The following is a 19,509-nucleotide window of genomic DNA, read 5'->3' as shown; positions in this document are numbered from 1 at the left end:
GAGTCCGAGCGGATCCGAAACCGCGCCCCTCGACCGCTGGGCGGGGTGATGAGCGTCGAAACGATGTTGATGTTTCCCGTGAAACATTGGAGATTCGGGGCGGAGGTGGGCTCGAATGTGTTTCTGTGTGGTGAAACCGGACGAGTTCCGCGTGTCGCGGGCGCGTCGCAGCGATTCAGCTTTCTTCTCGGGCCCGCTGCTGGCAAGCTATTGAGCGTCGGGCGTGAGCATCGGTGCCACGGAGGGATCTTGGTGTTGCAACGGTGAAGCTCCGTTCGATCGACTGGCGGCTCAGCATCCGCGCCGGAGGAGGTAACTTCGCGTGACCGTGCAGCGTTGCGAAGTCGCCCGTCCGCACGGGTGTGGTTCCGGTCGTGGATCGTTGTTCGATCCTGCACAGCTTGTTTCGACGACACGGCGCCGGCGTCCGCCAGGCCAGGTGATCTTGCAGTTCTCTCGTTAGGAGCGGTCTATGTCGAGCGGTTCAGCGAATGTTTCACGGGAAACATCGCGGGTGCCGGGAATGCTGGATGGCAGCAATATCGGCCCGGAGGCATTCGGAAGTACACCGTATGGGCACATCTCCCCTACCGAGACGCCGATCGCCGCCGAGGCGCACCGCGCTAGCCAGCTAATGCATCCAGGAAAGGTGACAGTGCCCAAACCTCATGAGCAACGCATCATCACCGTCGCCAACCAGAAGGGCGGGGTCGGCAAGACCACAACAACGGTGAATCTGGCAGCAGCCCTGGCACACCAGGGGATGAAGGTGCTCGTGATCGATCTGGATCCGCAGGGCAATGCCAGCACCGCACTCGGGGTTGAACACCACTCGGGCGTGCCGTCGACCTACGAACTACTGCTCGGTGAGATCAAGGTCCAGGACGCCATTCAGCAGAGTCCGCACAGCGACAATCTACTGTGCATCCCGGCGACGATCGATCTCGCCGGCGCCGAGATCGAGCTGGTCTCGATGGTGGCGCGGGAGGCGCGGCTCAAAGGGGCCATCCAGGAAGCGAATATCGCGGGCTACGGGATCGACTACGTGATGATCGACTGCCCGCCCTCGCTCGGACTGCTCACGATCAATGCGATGGTCGCGGCCCGGGAGGTGCTGATCCCGATCCAGTGCGAGTACTACGCACTCGAAGGCGTGGGGCAGTTGATCCGGAACATCGGGCTCGTGCAGTCCCACCTGAACCCGGAACTGCATGTGTCGACCGTGGTTCTCACCATGTACGACGGGCGCACCAAGCTGGCCGACCAGGTCGCCGAAGAGGTGCGTAGCCACTTCGGTGATGTCGTACTCCGCTCGGTGATTCCGCGCAGTGTGAAGGTGTCCGAGGCGCCCGGCTACGGTATGACGGTTCTCGATTATGATCCGGGATCCCGCGGCGCCCTGAGTTATCTGGATGCGGGCCGAGAGATCGCCGCGCGCGGAGCTGCCAAGCAGGCCGCGCTGGCGGACGGCGCCCAGTGAGTGGATCGGGTATGGCTGTGGATACGGGGAGTGGAAAGGGTAGGCCGGTGAGTCAGTCGAAAAAGGGTGGGCTGGGACGCGGTCTGGCGGCATTGATCCCCACCGGACCGGCTCCGGTGGCGAGCGGTTTGGGAACCGAGGCGGCCAATGCGGTGATCGGCCTCGACCCGGGACCGCGGCCCGCGTCCACGTACCTGCATCAGGTTCCCGAGCCCGAAGCGGTCGTCGATCTTGCCTCGGCCGGTGACGCGGTGTACCGGGAGATCGCCCCCGGCAAGATCGAGCCCAATCCGAAGCAGCCGCGCCAGTATTTCGACGACGAGGCGCTGGCCGAGCTGGTCCACTCGATTCGCGAGTTCGGCTTGATGCAGCCGATCGTGGTGCGGGAATTGGAGCGCGGCGCGGACCGCTATCAGCTCATCATGGGTGAGCGGCGCTGGCGTGCCTGCCAGGAGGCGGGGCTGGAGGCGATTCCGGCAATCGTCCGCGAGACCAATGACGATGCGATGTTGCGCGATGCGCTGCTGGAGAACATCCATCGCGTGCAGCTCAATCCGCTCGAGGAGGCGGCTGCCTATCAGCAGTTGCTGGAGGAGTTCGGGGTCACCCAGGAGGAGTTGGCGGCTCGGCTCGGACGTTCCCGGCCGGTGGTGACCAATATGATCCGGCTGCTGAAACTCCCGATTCCGGTGCAGCGCCGGGTCGCGGCCGGGGTGCTGTCCGCCGGGCACGCCCGGGCGCTGCTCGGTCTGGAGGGAGGCGCCGACGCTCAGGAGGTGCTGGCGGCTCGGATCGTTGCCGAGGGGCTGTCGGTGCGTTCCACCGAGGAAGCGGTGAAGCTGGCGAACCGGGAGCAGGAGCCGGCCAAGCCGCCTGCGCCGCGGCGGCCACCCATCCACTCCCCCGGGTTGCAGGATGTCGCCGATCGCCTGTCATCGTCATTCGATACGCAGGTTTCGGTGAGTCTTGGGAAGCGGAAGGGCAAAATTGTGGTCGAGTTCGGATCCGTGGACGATCTGGAACGGATCGTCGAGATGATGCTGCAAACCTCGCTGAACAACTGAAATTTCGGCTTGTTTTACGCATGTTGTCCACCCTTGGCCGGAAACGTCACTGTGACAGCGTCCGGTCGGCGGGCTGGTGATCCGAAGCAGGCTCGAACCCGAGATCTAGTGACGCGAAATGAGGCGGTTTCGTTTGATCGCATATTCTTGCTGGCGAGAAAACATTGATGCGGCGTGAGCGTAGACGAATCGGATAGCTGGAGGCTGAGCAGAGCGGTGTCGACCAGCGTCACAGGACTAACCCTGGAAAATATCAGCCGGCTACCGGCGCATGCCCGCCGCTGTGTGTTCTGGGAGATCGATCCGGCGGTGGCGGCGGACTCCTGCGGGTTCAGCGATCCGGTATTCGAAAAAGAAGCCTGGATCTCGACGGTGATGCTCGAATGGGGCTCGTGTGGACAGCTCGCGACGATCGACGAGAAAACCGTCGGTTGTGCGCTCTACGCACCACCCAGGGTGGTGCCACGCTCCGGCCTCTTCCCCACGTCACCGGTGAGCCCCGACGCCATCCTGCTCACCACCCTCGGCACCGAGTATCCCGATCTGGATGGTGATATCGCCTACCGGATGGTGCAGGCGGTGGTCACCGATCTGGTCCGGCGTGGTGTGCGCGCCTTGGAGGCTTTCGGGATCCGCAGCCCTTCCGGGAGCACTGCTCTCTCCGATCGCCCGACCGGGACCATGCGCTTGATGGAACGAATCGGGGTCCCCGCACGCGGTGCCCGGCGATCGGTACTGGACTGCAGCCCGGAGAATTGCATGATCGACGCCGATTTCCTGCAGGAGGTCGGCTTCGAAGTGGTCGCACCGCACCACCGTTTCCCGCGGTTGCGGTTGGAACTCGACACCGACCACGGCTGGAAAGAGGATGTCGAGCGCGCTCTCGATCAGTTGCTGGCCGCCGCGTCGATGACCGTGCCGACCCGGATCCTCACCCTCTGAGGCCGGGGCCGGGGAACTCGTTTATCCGCTGTCCGCGGCGGCGAGTTCCTCGGCGAGCAGTTCGGCGAAAGTGTATGTGCCGGTGGGCTGATCGTCCTGACCCAGCAGGTAGAGGCGCTTCACCGAGATCAGAATCGCCTCGGCGATGACATCACGCATCCGCGGATCGGCCAGCACCGACGCGTCGTACTGATTGGTGACGTAACCGAGGTCCACCTGAACGGTCGGCATCTTCGTAAGTCGCAGCAGGTCCCAGGTCCGCGGATGGGTTCGGCAGTCCTGCAGTGAGGTCCGGGCGACCACCTCACGCTGGATGAACCCGGCCAGCACCTGGCCGATCATGGATACCGAACCGTGCGAATTCCCGAAGTAGAACCCGGCGACACCATTGGCCATCGGACTGGAGTTCGACGCACAACGCAGCGAGATCATCAGATCCGCGTCGAAGGCGTTGGATGTTTCGGCGCGCTCCACATCGGTGGGGTTGCTCCCCCACGGACGGGACAGGAACGTTTCCATCCCGGTGGCGGCCATCCGGCCCTCCAGCCGGCTGGCCAGGTCCCAGAGGACCTCCTGCTCGTACACATCCCCGAAGTCGGTGGGAACCGCACGCCCGCGGTCCGGGCCGCCCAAACCGGGGTCGATGACGATCCGTTTACCGGTGAGCTGCGGGCCCGCCCGATGGACCACTTCTTCCTCGGCGATCCGATGCGGATTTCCGCCGGTGACGCGCGCGCCGAGCAACTCGAGCGAACGCAGGGTATCGGGGCCGCAGATGCCGTCGGCCGCCAAGCCGATCTCGCGCTGGAACGAGGTCAGCCCCTCATGTGTGTGCGGACCGAAGAAACCGTCCACCCGGTGCACATAGAAGCCGAGGTCCTGGAGCCGGCGTTGCAGGGTCGCCACATCGTCGCCGTACAGCGGCGCGGAGAGCTGGTAGATGAGCGTGCGGGCCCCCAGGCGGTATGACGCTTCTTTCAGCGCCCGATAGGTCGCCGGGCCGACCACACCGTCGACCAGCAACCCGCGGTGCTGCTGGAAGGCACGCACCGCGGAATCGAGCTGATAGTCGAAAGTGGCTTCGGTATCTTTCCAGTACTCCGCCGCGCCGTTGGTCCGCGCGCCGTTGTGCGACTGCAGGAACCCCAGACTCGCCAGGGTGCTCCGAACCTCTGCTACGGCTGGACCGGTGTCGCCGTGACGAAGTCGGTGCATGCGTGAGGGCCCTTCCTTCCGTCAATCCCGGGTACCCACTCATGCGACGGATATACCCTCGCACGACGGAGCGTGGTCGATTCTGTCAGACCCGGACCGGAATTCGACAATCTTGGTCAGGGCATACTACGGCGCGTCGCCGTGTGACGGGCGCCGGATGGCCTATTCGAGACGTCAGATAACGTCTTCGATTTCCCGCAGGAGTGCGGCCTTACCCTTGGCTCCGACGATCTGCTTCACCGGCTTGCCACCGGCAAACAGGATCATAGTCGGCACGCTCATGACCTGGTAATCGCGGGCGGTATTGGGATTGGCGTCGATATCGAGTTTGGCCACGGTGAGTTTCTCCGCATGCGAGCCCGCGATCTCCTCCAGTACCGGGGCGACCATTTTGCACGGTCCGCACCAGGTGGCCCAGAAATCGACCAGCACCGGCTTTTCGCTCTGCAGCACGTCGTCGATGAACGAGGTGTCGGTGACGGTGACCGTGTTGGTGCTTTCGGACATGGCTGTTCTCCTTGATCTCCGGACGCTGAGTGTCCGGGGGCTCAGTTGGCGGTCGAAACCGCGACCGGCTGGTCGGCGTGCGGCAGTGTATTGCTGGTGATATCGCCCTTTTCGGCGAGCCAGCGTTCGGCGTCGATCGCCGCGCGGCAGCCCGTGCCGGCAGCGGTGATGGCCTGCTGATAGGTGTGATCGACGAGGTCGCCGGCGGCGAAGACACCGGTCACGGTGGTTTCGGCACTCGGGTCGCGCACCAGCACATAACCTTCGGCGTCCAGGTCGATCTGACCTCGGACGAGTTCGCTGCGCGGATCGTGACCGATGGCCACGAAGAGCCCGGTGGCGGCGAGTTCGGCGGTTTCGCCGGTGCGGGTGTCCCGCAACGTCAGCGAGGTGACACTCGTCTCGCCGTGGACCTGGACCACTTCGGCGTTGGTGCGGAAGCGAATCTTCTCGTTGTTCTTGGCGCGTTCGAGCATGATGCGCGAGGCGCGGAATTCGTCACGCCGGTGCACGAGGGTGACGCTCGCGGCGAACTTGGTGAGGAAGATCGCTTCCTCCATCGCCGAATCACCACCGCCGACCACCACGATGTCCTGCCCCTTGAAGAAGAACCCGTCGCAGGTGGCGCAGGCGCTGACACCGCGGCCGAGCAGCTCTTGTTCACCGGGGACGTTCAGGTACCGGGCGGCCGAGCCCATGGCCAGGATCACCGCATGCGCTTCGTAGACGTCGTCACCCACGGTGACCTTCTTCACCGGACCGCTCAGATCGATCGCGTCGACATCCTCGGTACGGATTTCGGCGCCGAAGCGTTTGGCCTGCTCCCGCATCTGCTCCATCAGGTCGGGGCCCATGATTCCGTCGCGGAAACCCGGAAAATTCTCGACCTCGGTGGTGGTCATCAATGCCCCACCGAACTGGGTGCCCTCGAACACCAGCGGCTCTAGTTCGGCGCGGGCGGCATACACGGCGGCGGTGTAACCGGCCGGTCCGGAGCCGACGATGATCAGGTCGCGAACTGGCGTGCTCATGGGGCCCTTCCGGAGAAAGCTAACGGGGACGTTTCGGTCAACAACAGGGTAGACGGCCTTTGTTCCCCGATGTGGTCGCAGCTGCCGCCGGTCGTATCCGGGGCATCGGTGTCGAAAAGGCCGGGCGAACTCGAGTACACGGCGGGACCGCGGCCGGATCGGCTCGGGCGCATCAGCCGATATCGGCGGTCGTCAGTAATTCCGGGTTTCCCGGGCCACACCCCGGGCCGACGATGAGTGCGGTGACCTGCGCGTCACCCCGGCCACCGACGAGTATGAGCACGGCGTCGTCGTGATTACGGAAGCGCATCTCGGTGGAGCCGAGTACCGGGCGGTCGATTCCGGCGGCCCGGACACACGCGGTGAGGGCGGCCGGATCGGCCAACCGGCCGCGCACATCATTGCGGCCCAGCGCGCGTAGAGCCACCGCTGTATCGAGCTCGGCCCCGGGTTCGATGCTTTCGGTGGGGCCGGGTGCGGCGGTCGGTGTGGTGTCCCGATCGGGGCGGCCGCTGATGAACAGTGCGGCGCCCGCGCAGATCAGGATCACCGCGGCGGCGGCGACAGCGGCGGCGACGCGGCGCCGCCGGCGGTAGGCATCGAGCGAAACGGGCTCCGCCGGGTAGGGCCTCGACGAAGGGACGGGCGCAATTGCGCCGCCGGGAGCCCGGCCGGTGAATACCGGCGCTCCGGCGTTGGACTGTGCGTGAGCGAGCCCGCCGATCTCGCCCAGCGGTTCGGTGACCTCCACCCCGCCGGCCTTGTCGTCGGCCGCTTCGCCGCCGAGGGATTCGGCCAGTGCCTCCAGCCGCGTCGCGATGTCGTGCGGTATCGGGTGGACCACGCGGTCCGATTCGGCCAGGCCGGTGAGCGATACGCGCAGCGAGTCGAGCGAATCCAGGTAGCGCCGTGCGTCGGGATCCTGCCGGACGGCGGGCCACAGCCGGGCGCTGAGTTCGGGGTCGATATTTCCGGCATGCAGATCGGCGAGCAACTCCGCGGGGAAAGGAGGTTGCGGAACGGGGCTCATGACCTTCGCACCTCCAATGCTGCTGCGTCCATCTGGCTCGGGTATCGATTCCTGGGGTCGGTGGGGAGTACTCCCCGAGTACATACCGTTCGGGAGGGAAAATGTGTCACTGGTTCTGACGCGCCGAAGCTACATCTGGTTCCCCTCCGCGTGCAGTGAATCCAGTTCCGATTTCAACCGTTGCCGGGCCCGCGCGCATCTGCTCTTGATCGTGCCCACCGGGACACCGAGCAGGTCGGCCGCATCGGCAACGCTGTAGCCCTCGACGTCCACGGCGACGACCGCCGCCCGCTGATCCGGCGGCAACCGGAAGAGTGCGCGCTCGAGCACGATCGACACATCTATCCGGCCGTATTCATCGGAGTGATCCGAGATTTCGGGCCAGATTTCGGGCGGGAGCACAATGGCACGCTGCGCTCGATTGCGGCGTATCCGGTCCAGGCAGGCGTTGACCACGATCCGGTGCAGCCAGGTGCGCACCCCCGATTCGGCGCGGAAGGCCCCGGCATTGCGATGAGCCGACAACAGCGCTTCCTGCAGCGAATCCGCCGCGTCCTCGGGCGAATAGCAGACGCGGGCCGCCGTCTGCCACAGATGCTCGTTATGCCGGCGGATCAGCTCGGCGAAGGCATGTGGTGTGCCGGCCGCATGCGCACGCAGCAATTCTGTATCCGATACGGCATCGAATCCGGACCCTCGCGCCCCCGATTCCGGGGACGGCATCGTCCCCCCGCGAACCCCCGCATTCAATTCGGACGACAATAGCCAACCCCTTGGACAACCGCTCACGACAGCAACGGCGACCGATAGCCGGCTAGTGGCGATTACTGCGTGTTCATCAGCGAGCGGGACCGTACCCCTGATCCCACCGGCCCCCTACCGAGAGCGCGGATCGTGATCATATCCCGGCAACCATTCGGCGGCAACCGGATTCGGGCGGGTCGGATATGGCGTAGCAGGTGGGAAGAAGCAGGTCAGGGCTTCGCTTCGAAGCCCAGCTCGGCGATCGAACTCTGGAACTGCGCGCCCGAATTCCCCAGTCCGGTAACCCAGACCAGAACGTATCGGGCCGCCTGATCGGTCTGCACCGGCACCTCGGTCACGCCGTCGCCGAGGACCGCGGTGCCGACCAGCTGAGTCTGATCGAGGGTGGGCGTTTCCGTGGGTGAGGTCCGGATCTCCACCGACGTTCCCGGGGTCGACGAGGTGATCGTGACCTTGGTCAGTGTCGTCGGGCTGGGCAGGGTTGCCAGCAGGCCGACACCCTTCTTCAGAGCCGGGAACTGCTGGAAGTACTGATCGGTGCTCCAGGAGGTGGCCGGGTCGCCGTCCATCGCCGCGGCCGCGCCGCCCGGATCGTCCGGGGTGCCCTCCGGCGAGAGCACCGTCATTCCGGCGATGGGCACCGGGACGCCGTCGGCAGCGGCGGCGGTCGTGGACGGTGCCGCCGACGGCTCCGACGCTTCCGGCGCGCGGCTGGTCGTGAGACCGATCACCCGCTGTTCGTTGAGCGGTTCGCTGGAATCGCCCGGGGCGAACACGCTCACCAGCCACCAGATGACGATCCCGACCACGAGCGCGGTCAGGATGCCCAGCGCCACCATGATCCACATCATGCGCTGCGATTTCTCGCGTTCGGCGGCGAGCAGGTCCGGATCGGCCAATGATTCGTCGGCCGGTGCCGGACCCCGCTGACCCAACCGCAGAACCGGGATGAAATCGGTCTTCTGGTCGACCACCGAGGCCTGTTCCAGCACGTGCTGGATGGTCGCCGCGGTGCGGACCCCCTTGTTCGGTTCCAGCGAGCGCACTGCCACCGCGGAGATTTCGAAGGGAACCTCGGGGCGGATCTGGCGCGGCTCGACCGGCGTGCCGTCGGCACCGAAATCGGCCGGGTACAGACCACCGACCGTGACGGCGCTACCACTGACGCCGACCGTGCGCAGCGGCCACCGAGCGGTGATCAGCGCGTACAGCATGGCGCCCAGACCCCGCACATCGCTCTGCGGGTCGGCGTCGCCGAGCGTGCCGGGGAACGCCAGGACGGCGTCACCGGATGCGCTGATGCGGATCCGGTCCGGATGGTCGATCGACAGCGCACCACCGCTACGGTGCGCCATTTCGGTGGCCGAGGCGAGGACCCGGATGGCGCGGGCGGCCCCGATCGGCGACGGTACGGTCTCGGCCATTTCGCGCAGCGAACGCCCGGGGGTCCATTCGGCCACCACGATGCCGCCGGAACTACCGCGTACCACATCCAGCACGCGGGCCAGGCCCGGTGAATTGATCCGGCCCAGCCGCAGCGTGCGGGAAAGAATGGCCTGCGGGCCGTCCTGCCCGGAGTCGCTCGCCGCTTTCTGATCGGCATCGACGAAGGTCAGCGCGACTTCCCGGTCGAGTTTGATATCGAGCGCCTGCCAGAACTTCAGGCCGCGTGCACCGCCGTGGTCGGCGAGCAGCCGGTAGCGTCCACCGGCGACGGAGGCACCGGGGATGAGCTTGGGTCCGCGCTGCACGCGGCCGGCCTGCGTCATCGGCGGTACCGCGATCATTCCGGTGTCGTAGACCGGGTCGGTCGCCGATACTGTGGCGCCGGTCCGGTGGACATACTCCTCGGACAGGTGATCGTCGGCCTCGGCCGGCTCCGGGCCGGTATCATCGCGTCCTGATCCGCCGCCCGGCGCCTGCTCGGGCAGGTGTGTGGATTCGGCGGTTCCGGTGTCCGCACGCTGGGTGCGCGGGTCGCCCGGCTCCGACCGCTCCGGGGGAACATCGGTGGACAGGCGGCCCCTCGCCGGATTCGCGGAAGAATCGGCGGCTGGGTCCTCGCCCACCGCGTCGTCGCTCACCCTCGGACCTCCTTCGCCCTGGTATGCCGCAAACTGGGCGGATCTGCCACTTGTGCCGGTCTGCCGAACAGGGTACGGGAACTGACCGGTCCCGGTGCGATCAACCGAGTCCGGCCGGATCACCGGCAGCACCATTGTGCTCTGCGCATCCATGGCCGAGTCGAAGCCGGAGTACGCGAGGTACTGGTCGTGCCGGCGCAAGATACGGGTGGTGTGCTCGTCTTCGGCGGGTTCGCCGAGGTCGAGCGGCGGTGCCGGCGGGGTGATGCCCAGACGCCGCGAGATCGCCACCGTGATGGCGACTACCTCGGGAATCCCGGCCAGACGCATCAGCCCGAACGCCACCGCGAACATCACGACGGCGGTGATGCCGACCCGGATGAAGGATCCCGGACCGCCGAGTGATTCGGTCAGCCGGTCGAGGCCCATGACGCGGTCGGCGATGAGCATGACGGCGCCACCGGCCAGCGACGCGAGCAGCACCCGGCTGACCGTTCGTCCCACATTGGCCATGCGCAGATCGCCCAGACTGCGGTGCAGCAGGTAGCCGCCGATCACCGCGCCGGTGGTGAAGCCGAGTCCGGTGGCGACCCCGAGCACGATCACGACCTGTTCGCTGCTGTCGGCGATGAACGGGGCCAGCGCCGAGAACAGGATCTTGACGGTGGTGATTCCCAGGATGATCCAGGTGGGTGTCCAGGCCTGTTCCCGCGCGTAGAACACCCGCAGATGGATCAGCACCAGGGAGTACGGGATCAGCGTGAAGGCCGAGAAGCTGACCGCAGTACCGAGCCGGGAGGCATCGTCGGCGAACTTCGCGTACCCGAACAGCGCATCGCCGACCTGCGGGCCCGCCACCGTGAGGAACGTGACGATCGGAATCAGCGCGATCATGGTCAGCCGGGTGGCCGCGGAGAGGTCGTCGACCACCGCGGGGGTGTCGTCGTTGGCGGCATTGCGGCTGAGCCGCGGCATGATCGCGGTGAGCAGGGTGACGCCGATGACCCCGTAGGGCAGCTGCAGCAGCAGCCACGCGTTCTGATAGATCGCGGGACCGGCCTCGTCGGCGTGCGAGGAGATGTTGTTCGCGAAAATGCCGCCGATCTGACTGATCAGGACGTAGAGAATGATGGCCGCGGCCATCGTGCCGAACTGCCTGAGCCGATTGTCCAGGCCCCACAGCGGGCGCAGATCGATCCCCTGGCGGCGGATCGCGGGCAGCAAGCTGAGGGCCTGCACGATCACGCCCAGCGTGACACCGCAGCCGAGCACCAGCAGTTTCGGATCGCTCATCCGGACCGGGTCCAGCGTGATCTCCCCGGGCGTCAGCGCGTAGAGGCCGAGGACGACCAGCACCACCACGTTGTTCAGCACCGGCGCCCATGCGCCGGGTTTGAACGCTCCCCTGGTGTTCAGGATGGCGGTGAACAGGGCGGACAGCCCGTAGAACAGGACGGCGGGGACCAGCAGGAAGGTCAGGGCCGTGGTGAGCGCGGTGTTGACCTTGCCGTCCGCGGAGACGAAAACATGGGTGGCCAGGACCGGGGCGGCCGCTGTCGCCAAGATCGCTGCTGTCCCGAGAATGACGGAAGCCGCGGTGACGAGCCGCCGGATGAATGCCGCGCCCTGGTCGGGGTCCTCCTGTTCGGCCCGGACCAGCGTGGGAACCACGATCGCGGTCAGCACGGCGCCCAGCACCAGCTCGGCGATCATATTCGGAATCAGGCTCGCCGAGGTGAACGAACTGGCGATGGCGGGTCCGAGTACGGCCAGCAGGAGGAGCTGTTTGCCGAAACCGGTTACCCGGCTGATCAGGGTGGCGATCGCGATCGAGCCGGAGTCCTTGAGCAGCCTGGCCTGACTGTTATCGGGTTTGTCCGGTGCGACCGCGGGCCGTTCGTCCACGGCGACCGCGCTCATCGGCCCGGTGTGCGGCCGATTGCGACCGGCGACCGCTGGAATCCGCACGGGAGCGGCGCGCTGCGGTTCCGGAGCGGGAGGTACCCGGCGCAACGGCTGCGACGGCGGTGCCTGACGGTCCGGTGGCGGCTGCTGTCGTGGCGGCCGGTCCGGGAGCGGTGCTTGCCGGCTCGGCTGACGCTGTGGTCCCGGTGCGCCCGGGGGCCGGCCGTGCGCGGGCGGCGGGTTCTGCCGGTCGGTGGGTCCGGGTGGCCGGCCGGGCGGCTGATTCTGCTGAATCGGGCGCATGCGCTGCGCAGGGAAAGGTTCGGAGGGGGGCCCTCCAGCGGGGGTGCCGCGCTCGGGACGGGATCGGAGCGGAGGCGCCGCCGGGTCCGGATGTGCGGGCCCGGGCTGTTCCGCGCCGTGTGCCGGTTGCGGACGGTTGGGCCTGCCCGGCTGCTGCCGACCGGCGGGCGGCACCGCGGGACGGAAAGCCGCGGGTCGTGCGGGCGGCACGGCCGGGCGGGCGCCGGACGGCGGGTTCGCGGGCGCGCCGGGTCCGGGTGCAGATGGCGGCGACGAACGCTGTTCCGGGGGAACTGCGGGACGCGCGCCGGATGGCGGATCAGCGGGACGTACCGCGGGCCGGGCGCCGGAAGGTGGATTCGCGGGCCGGGCGCCGGATTGCGGGTTTGCCGGACGCATCCCGGGCCGGGGGCCGGGGGCCGGGTTCGCGGGCCGTGCGGGTCCCGCGCTACGGGCGTCCGGTTCGGGATGCCGCGGACGGTTCGCGCCGTACCGGTCCTCGCCCGGATGCGGACCCGGGCGAGGACCGGATCGCTGATCGGGCGGCGCCGGCCGCGGCGGTGGATCGGCCGGCCGGTCGGGCCGGCGCAACTGGGGCGGCGGCTCCCCGAACGGTTCGCGGCCCCGATCGGTATCGGGTGGCCGGCCGCTCATATCCGGCTCCGATCCGGGAGGCACCCGCTCCCACGGTGCGCGAGGGGCCCGCCGGCCTCGTGGACCGTCGGGCTGTCGACCGGGCTGCTGCCGATGAGCGGAGGATTCATCGTCGCTCATCATGCCTCCTGTATCGCCCGGACCCCCGCTTGCCGGTTGTCACCTGTGTCGCGTCGAACACTTCGTCCGATCCGCCGCGCGCAACGAACCGTACGGCAGGTGCGGCCCGACGTATCCGACCGCGCACCGGTGCCGGGACGGACCCGGACAGCCGGTGCGCGCATCCCTCCATCTTCCACGGGTCGCGACCGCGGGTCACCCTCCTGGTCGCCCGGCGGCCGATCCGCCCGGCGGCGTGGTCCGGGGGCGGCGGCGGGTTACACCCGCTCCCGGTGGCCGGTGCGCTGCGCTTCGTCACTGAGCTGGGGTTCGGCCCGGGCGGTTTCCCGGCGCCGCGCCCGGCCCAGCCGGATGACGCGCCGCCGGACCCCTGGATCGACCCCCTTGTCGGCCGGATCGTGCTCGCCGTGGAAACGCCGCCACAGCCGGCGCCCGGCGAGCAGGAAGAGCAAGGCGGCCGCGCACGCGGTAATGATCGCCAGGATCTGGCCGTAGGCGTTCGACCGCACCGAGATCGAGGTGGCATGGCCGAGCGGTACCCCTTCGGGCGTGCTCAGCGATATCGGGACCACGAGGTTGCGGCTGTCGCTCACCTCGGTCGGAATCTGGAACGATCGGGTGCCCCGGGGCGGGAGCAGCTGCTCGCCGATATCGGTGATCTTGGTTTCCGGGGGCGCGTCGATCCGGAACCGGATGCGCATCGAGATCGGCAGATCGTTGCGCGCCACCAGCAGCAATGGGCTCGACTCCGAGGCCAGCGTGTATACCCCGCCCGGCGGCAGCACCGTCACCGACCGGTAGATCTCGTCGAGCGCCGCGGTCGCTTTCTCGATGCGGCGCTGCGCGAAAACCTCGGCCTGCGCGGTCGGCCCGCCACGGCGATCGGACAGCGAGAGCGCGCGCACCAGATCGTCGCGCAGCGGATCCAGATAGGCGTGCGGGGTCGGCTGGGTGTCGGGAACTTCCACCATGGCCTGCAGCAGCTCAGTGATCCGATGTGACTGGTCGCGCGCGGGCGGCGCGAAATGCGTGGGTACCGCCTCCATGGCGGCCTCCGCGAGCGGAGCCAGCTGATAGGGCGCGGGATCCGGCGCCTGGCCGACCAGGTCGTCGAAGGGCCGGGGATCGACCAGTTTGTTCTCCACCAGCAGCTCGATCTGGCGCAACAGCGCGACGGCCTCGTCCCGGTTGGCGCCCCACTGCTGCGGCGGCATGATCAGCTGCGAGCGTGGCCGGCCGGGATCCGGGTGCAGCGCCTGCCACGACACGGCGCCCAGCGCGTCCTGCAGCCGGGCACTGCGCGAATCGTTGGTCACCGGGTAGCGGGCCGGTTCGGGCACGAAGGCCGGTGTCGGCGGATTGGAGCCGATACCGGCGAGCGCGGCCGCCGGCCAGATATCGAACGGTGCCACGCGCAACGCCGGGTCGCCCGTCGAGGCGCTCCCACTGCCCGCCTGGTTCGGCTGCACCGGTGCCGTGGGTGCCGGCTGTCCCTCGGCCGGCGCCGGTTCCCCTGCCGGTACCGCCTCCTGCTCCTCCACGTCGTCCGGGGCGGGAGCCGGTGCGGGCGGAGGCGTGGCAACCCCCGGCAACCGGACCAGATCGGGCACCGCGGCATTCGGATCGCCGACCCCGCCTTCCGGTGCGACCGCGCTACTCGCGAGCACCGTGGTACCGAACCCCTGCGACTTCAGCAGTTGCGCCGCCGCCGGGTCCAGACTGCCTGCATCGGGCAGGCTGACACCGCGCACCGACCGCGTGTTCAGGATCGAATCGACGATCGATGCGGGCGCCTCGAGCGCTCGAGTAGTGAGCGCCGGATCATTGGCCGCCGCCAGCGCCGCGATATCGACCTGGGCGAACGGCAGCGCCACCGTGCACATGGAGGACGCCAGGTTGCGCAACCGGTCCAGCCAGAGTTTCGCGGCCTCGGTACCGGTACCCGGCCGCGTCGCACCGTCCGGATCCGACGGACTGGCCAGCACCCGGTAATCACTGGTCATCGCCTGCACCGTGAGCAGGAGGTCGGGGTCCACGGCCAGGCATACGGCCGAAGCCGGACCATCGGCGCCGCGGTCGTCACCGAACACCGATTCCAGCGCTCCGACCAGCTCGTCCAGCCGTCCGCCGCGGCTCAGCGAGGCGGCGAGTTCGTCATCGGTCAGCTCGGGCGTCCGGTCCAGCTCACCGGTCTGACCGGCCACCATGCGCGGCCGGTCGGCCAATGGCCACAGCAGCGTCGCCGACACCGGCGGATTCGCCGGGGCGGGCAGCGGCGGGGCGCTACCGTCCGCGGCCGCGGGCAGACCGAGCACCGGCAGCAGGAACCGGGCATCGTCCAAACGTGCCTGGCCACCGTAGTCCGGGGTGCCGTTGACATTGAGCAACAGCGGATACACACCGGGTTCGGTGATGTTCAGGGATTCCCCCGAGCCGTCCCGCAGCGGCACCGACAGCGTGAACTGCTGCCGCTGACCGGGCTCCAGCCGCGGCGCGATGTCCTGGAACGGTGTGGGGTAGTCGTAGTTGACCTGGTCCAGCTTCAAGGTGGTGCGCAGCTCGCTGGGGTCGGCCACCGCCCGCGACCGCTGCACCCGGACGGTGACAGCGTCCACCCCGCGATCGCCGATATTGGTGACCGTCCCGGTCACCGTCAGCATCGGTTCGCTGGTGGGGGTCACCGTGTCCGGGCTCACCGAATCCAGGGACAACTTCAGGAACTGCGGGGCGGCGGCGTCCTCCGCGGACCCCGTCGGCTGGGCAGGTGCGACGGAAGCGGGCAGCGCGGACAGCGCCGTCACCGCAACGAGGATGGTCAGGATCACGAGCACGATCCGACTCGGTCCACGCGTCATCGTTTGCCGGTCTCCATCCGGTCGATCAGGCGGTTCGCCACCTCGGCCAGCCTGCGTTCGTCGGCGTAGGCCAGCCTGGAGTTCAATTCGGTCAACGGCACCCAGTCGACCTGGGTGACCTCCACGTCCGCGTCGGATAGTTCACCACCGACCGAACGCAGCAGAAAATGGTGCACTGTTTTGTGTACCCGCCGCCCCTCGGTGACGAACCAGTAATCGATATTCCCCAATTCGGCGACCACCACGCCCTGAATACCGGTTTCCTCGGCGACCTCCCGAATAGCGGTCTGCTCCGAGGTCTCCCCTTCTTCGATATGCCCTTTGGGCAGCGACCACAACAGCCGCCCACGCCGATCGGTCCGCCCGATCAATGCCGCACAACGCCCCTCCGGTGGCCCATCCAAACCATCGACGACCAGCCCCCCGGCCGAGGTCTCCCGCACGGTACGCATACGCGGTTTCGCCGCACCACCGGCCGAACCACGGCGCCGGGGCTGGCGGCGTCGACTGTTCGCGCGATCGGCCGGAGACACTACGCAATACTAGAGGAGCGTCGCTGTGTTTTTCGGCGCGCCTCCGGTGCGCTGGTTTCGGCCCCCCGTGGGCCCTGATTTCAGCCCTCGGGACTCGCGGCTGCGCCGCATGCGCTTCGAGGACTGAAATCAGGGCCGGGCCAAAACCTCCAAGGGCCTCGCTGAACTCGGCACCGCCGCTGGGTACGTTTCGGTCGGGTCTCAGGGACCTCCCTGACCTCCCTGGACTCGGCACTGCAGGCGGGAGTGCCGGGGCGGGCCGAATCTCCGGTATCGACCGGCAACTCCGGCTGGGCGTTCGACCCAGCTGCCGCCGGGAGGGCCGAACCCGGCGCGTCGGTGGCGCGCCCATAAGCTTCTGCTGTGGTTTCGACCGAGTCCGACGACGCTGTGCTGGATCGCCGTACCCGTTTGCTCGCCGCGGCGGCGGTTACACTGGGCCGGCTTTCCGATGTTCTGACCCCGCTCGGGGAAATGTTCGCTGCCCGTGGTTTCCACCTGTACCTGGTCGGGGGCAGTGTGCGGGATGCGATTCTGGGGCGGCTCGGTACCGATCTGGATTTCACTACCGACGCCAGGCCCGAACTGGTGCAGCAAATCTTGAACGGGTGGGCGGATCAGTTGTGGGATACCGGTGGGCTGGCGTTCGGCACCGTCAGTGCGGCCAAGGGCGGTCAGCAGCTGGAGATCACCACATTCCGGAGTGACACCTACGACCGGGTTTCGCGGAATCCGCAGGTCAGTTTCGGGGACAGTTTGGAAGGTGATCTCGTTCGCCGCGATTTCACCGTCAATGCGATGGCGGTGAAGATCGCCGCGGATGGTGCGCTGGAATTCGTCGACCCGTTGAACGGGATGGAGGCGTTGCTGGCGGGTCTGCTGGATACACCGGCCGCTCCCGAAGACTCCTTCAACGATGATCCGCTGCGGATGTTGCGCGCGGCGCGGTTCGTTTCCCAGCTCGGCTTCGACGCGCATCCGCGGGTGCGGGCCGCGATCACCGAGATGGCGCCGGAGATCGATCGGATCACCGCGGAACGCGTCCGCACCGAACTCGACAAGCTGATCGGCGGCGCCTACCCGATCGACGGCATCAACATGATGTGCGAAACAGGTCTGGCGCAGCGGGTGCTGCCGGAGGTGCCGGCGATGAAGCTGGAAATCGACGAGCACCACCAGCACAAGGATGTCTATTGGCATTCGCTGACCGTGCTGGAACAGGCGATCGACCAGGAAGAAGGCGACCCGGACCTGGTACTGCGCTGGGCGGCGCTACTGCACGACATCGGCAAACCGGACACCAAACGCAACGAACCCGGCGGCGGTGTCAGTTTCCACCACCACGAGGTCGTGGGCGCGAAAATGGTGCGCAAACGGATGCGGGCGCTGAAGTATCCGAAGCAGTTCACCGAGGATGTGGCGCGGCTGGTGTTCCTGCATCTGCGGTTCCACGGTTACGGGAAAGGGCAGTGGACCGATTCGGCGGTGCGGCGCTATGTCACCGATGCCGACGAGTTGTTGCCCCGGCTGCACAAACTGGTGCGCGCCGACTGCACCACCCGCAACAAGCGCCGTGCCGCCGCGTTGCGCGCCACCTATGACGATCTCGAGACGCGGATCGAGCGGCTGCAGGAACAAGAAGATCTCGCGCGGGTCCGCCCGGACCTGGACGGTAACGCGATCATGGAGTTGCTGGGGCTGCCGCCCGGCCCGGAGGTCGGCCGCGCGTGGCGCTATTTGAAGGAACTGCGCCTGGATCGTGGTCCGCTGACCCATGACGAGGCCGTCACGGCCCTGCGGGAGTGGTGGCAGGACCAGCAGTGAACCGCCCGGTCAGAACACGATCAGTGTGGTGCCGGCGACGATGGCCGAGCGGATTTGCGCCAGATCGAACGACCCCCGGACCGGGGACAGTTCGATCCGGAACCGGACCAGGTCACCGTCGCGGACGGCGTGCCTGATCCGGGCGCCGCGGGGCAGTTCCGGTATCTCGACGGGGCGCAGCGTCCGCCAGCGCCGGGGTACGGGCATCCCGAGCCAGTTGGCGCGCTGTACATCGAGTCGCAGGATGTCGTCGGCGATCGATGCGTCCAGTTCCGCGCTGATCCGGCGACGCCGATGGACCGCGCGCACGAGGCCCTGTTCGGTCACCGATAATTCCCACTCGAGCTGCCGCGATGCGAGCCAGCCGAGGACGGTTTCCAAGGCGACGGTGCCATCGACATCCACCCGGTTGGCGCGGACCCGGGTCGGCACGCCCGGTACGAGGCGGACCTCATGGGAGACAACAGTGACCTCCCGGATGGACCGGTCGTCCCAGTTCAACTCCCGCAGCACCGCCTTGGTCTGGAAATGGGCGCCGCGGCGCCGCACTTTCAGCAGGTCGAGGGTGCCGGTCAGTTGATGGCCGAGCAGGGTCGCGCTGATCCGCTGCCCACCGAACCGGCTCAGGATGCCTTCGCTGAGGACGGTGAGCAGGGTGTCGGGCAGGAGTGCCGTGACGGTACCGGCGCCGAGATCGGCCACCGGCTCCACCCAGGCGGTGGTATAGGTGATCCACTGCTCCAGCCAAGACTGCTCGAACAGTCGTTTGCCGAGGTCGACCGCCCACAGAGGAGAGAACGGGAAGGCCGATCGGGGATCGGGATACGCCGTCATGATCAACCCCGAGAGTACTGGCCCGACCCGCCCGGAACTACCGGTAGTCGGCAGCGTCACCTTGCCGGCCTGCCGGCCGGATGATTCTGATGTACCGGGCGCCGGGGGTTACCGGTGCGTCCCGATGATCAATCCGCGCCGCGGCTGTCCGGTTCGGGTAGGTTCACTGCGACAATAGGACTCGACAGGAGACAGCATTTTCGGCGCCGCCTCCGGCGGCGCGGGTTCGGGGCCCCCTCGGTCTCGGTTCTTCACTCCTCCGCTTCGCTCCCCCGCTCCGTCGCTCCAGAACCGAGACGGCCCCGAACAAAGGTAGGTGACCAGCCGAAGGATGTATGACCGGGATCCGCTGTGCGTTCTGAG

Annotated in this window: 13 protein-coding genes; 4 read left to right on the top strand and 9 right to left on the bottom strand. The window is 67.6% G+C overall.

Annotated elements, in window-relative coordinates:
* Positions 1-523: 523 nt before the first annotated feature.
* The 3 genes from ACIA75_RS03515 (at position 524) to ACIA75_RS03505 (ending at position 3,486) form a co-directional block, all read left to right on the top strand.
* The gene (locus ACIA75_RS03515) at positions 524-1,480 is read left to right on the top strand and encodes a ParA family protein (RefSeq protein ID WP_397100891.1); all 957 of its coding nucleotides are present in this window, start codon (positions 524-526) and stop codon (positions 1,478-1,480) included.
* A gap of 47 nt (positions 1,481-1,527) precedes the next feature.
* Positions 1,528-2,544 (top strand): ParB/RepB/Spo0J family partition protein, encoded by a 1,017-nt coding sequence (locus ACIA75_RS03510; protein ID WP_397099472.1) that lies wholly within the window; start codon positions 1,528-1,530, stop codon positions 2,542-2,544.
* A 216-nt stretch (positions 2,545-2,760) separates the two neighbouring features.
* Complete coding sequence (locus tag ACIA75_RS03505) at positions 2,761-3,486, top strand: GNAT family N-acetyltransferase (RefSeq protein ID WP_397099470.1); 726 nt, start codon at positions 2,761-2,763, stop codon at positions 3,484-3,486.
* A 21-nt stretch (positions 3,487-3,507) separates the two neighbouring features.
* On the opposite strand, the gene ACIA75_RS03500 is transcribed toward ACIA75_RS03505, so the two are convergent.
* From ACIA75_RS03500 to ACIA75_RS03465, 8 genes are all read right to left on the bottom strand, one after another.
* Positions 3,508-4,701: a peptidoglycan-binding protein gene (locus tag ACIA75_RS03500; protein ID WP_397099468.1), complete on the bottom strand. Its 1,194-nt coding sequence runs from the start codon at positions 4,699-4,701 to the stop codon at positions 3,508-3,510.
* A 174-nt stretch (positions 4,702-4,875) separates the two neighbouring features.
* Positions 4,876-5,208 carry a thioredoxin gene (gene trxA, locus ACIA75_RS03495; protein ID WP_397099466.1) on the bottom strand — a complete coding sequence of 111 codons (333 nt, stop codon included), beginning with the start codon at positions 5,206-5,208 and terminating at the stop codon, positions 4,876-4,878.
* Between the two features lie 41 nt (positions 5,209-5,249).
* Entirely contained in the window at positions 5,250-6,239 is a 990-nt protein-coding gene (trxB, locus tag ACIA75_RS03490; RefSeq protein WP_397099464.1) for a thioredoxin-disulfide reductase, read from the bottom strand.
* A 172-nt stretch (positions 6,240-6,411) separates the two neighbouring features.
* Positions 6,412-7,269: a hypothetical protein gene (locus tag ACIA75_RS03485; RefSeq protein ID WP_397099462.1), complete on the bottom strand. Its 858-nt coding sequence runs from the start codon at positions 7,267-7,269 to the stop codon at positions 6,412-6,414.
* Between the two features lie 129 nt (positions 7,270-7,398).
* Positions 7,399-7,992, bottom strand: a complete 594-nt coding sequence (gene sigM / locus ACIA75_RS03480; RefSeq protein ID WP_397099460.1) for an RNA polymerase sigma factor SigM — start codon at positions 7,990-7,992, stop codon at positions 7,399-7,401.
* Positions 7,993-8,243: 251 nt separating this feature from the next.
* Positions 8,244-12,038 (bottom strand): murein biosynthesis integral membrane protein MurJ, encoded by a 3,795-nt coding sequence (locus tag ACIA75_RS03475; protein WP_397099458.1) that lies wholly within the window; start codon positions 12,036-12,038, stop codon positions 8,244-8,246.
* 1,319 nt (positions 12,039-13,357) lie between these two features.
* Positions 13,358-15,955, bottom strand: a complete 2,598-nt coding sequence (locus ACIA75_RS03470; RefSeq protein WP_397099456.1) for a DUF6049 family protein — start codon at positions 15,953-15,955, stop codon at positions 13,358-13,360.
* Positions 15,952-16,488 (bottom strand): NUDIX hydrolase, encoded by a 537-nt coding sequence (locus tag ACIA75_RS03465; protein ID WP_397099454.1) that lies wholly within the window; start codon positions 16,486-16,488, stop codon positions 15,952-15,954. Before ACIA75_RS03465 ends, ACIA75_RS03470 begins: the two co-directional genes overlap by 4 nt.
* Positions 16,489-16,851: 363 nt before the next feature.
* Here ACIA75_RS03465 and ACIA75_RS03460 point away from each other — a divergent pair, with 363 nt between their 5' ends.
* Entirely contained in the window at positions 16,852-18,312 is a 1,461-nt protein-coding gene (locus ACIA75_RS03460; protein ID WP_397099452.1) for a CCA tRNA nucleotidyltransferase, read from the top strand.
* A gap of 9 nt (positions 18,313-18,321) precedes the next feature.
* On the opposite strand, the gene ACIA75_RS03455 is transcribed toward ACIA75_RS03460, so the two are convergent.
* Entirely contained in the window at positions 18,322-19,146 is an 825-nt protein-coding gene (locus ACIA75_RS03455; protein WP_397099450.1) for a hypothetical protein, read from the bottom strand.
* Between the last annotated feature and the right edge of the window lie 363 nt (positions 19,147-19,509).

Origin of the sequence: Nocardia sp. NPDC051750 (assembly GCF_044453135.1) — a bacterium.
Classification (GTDB): Bacteria; Actinomycetota; Actinomycetes; order Mycobacteriales; family Mycobacteriaceae; genus Nocardia.
The sequence above is the reverse complement of the archived record's forward strand: the minus strand, read 5'-3'. Positions and strand labels throughout refer to the sequence as shown.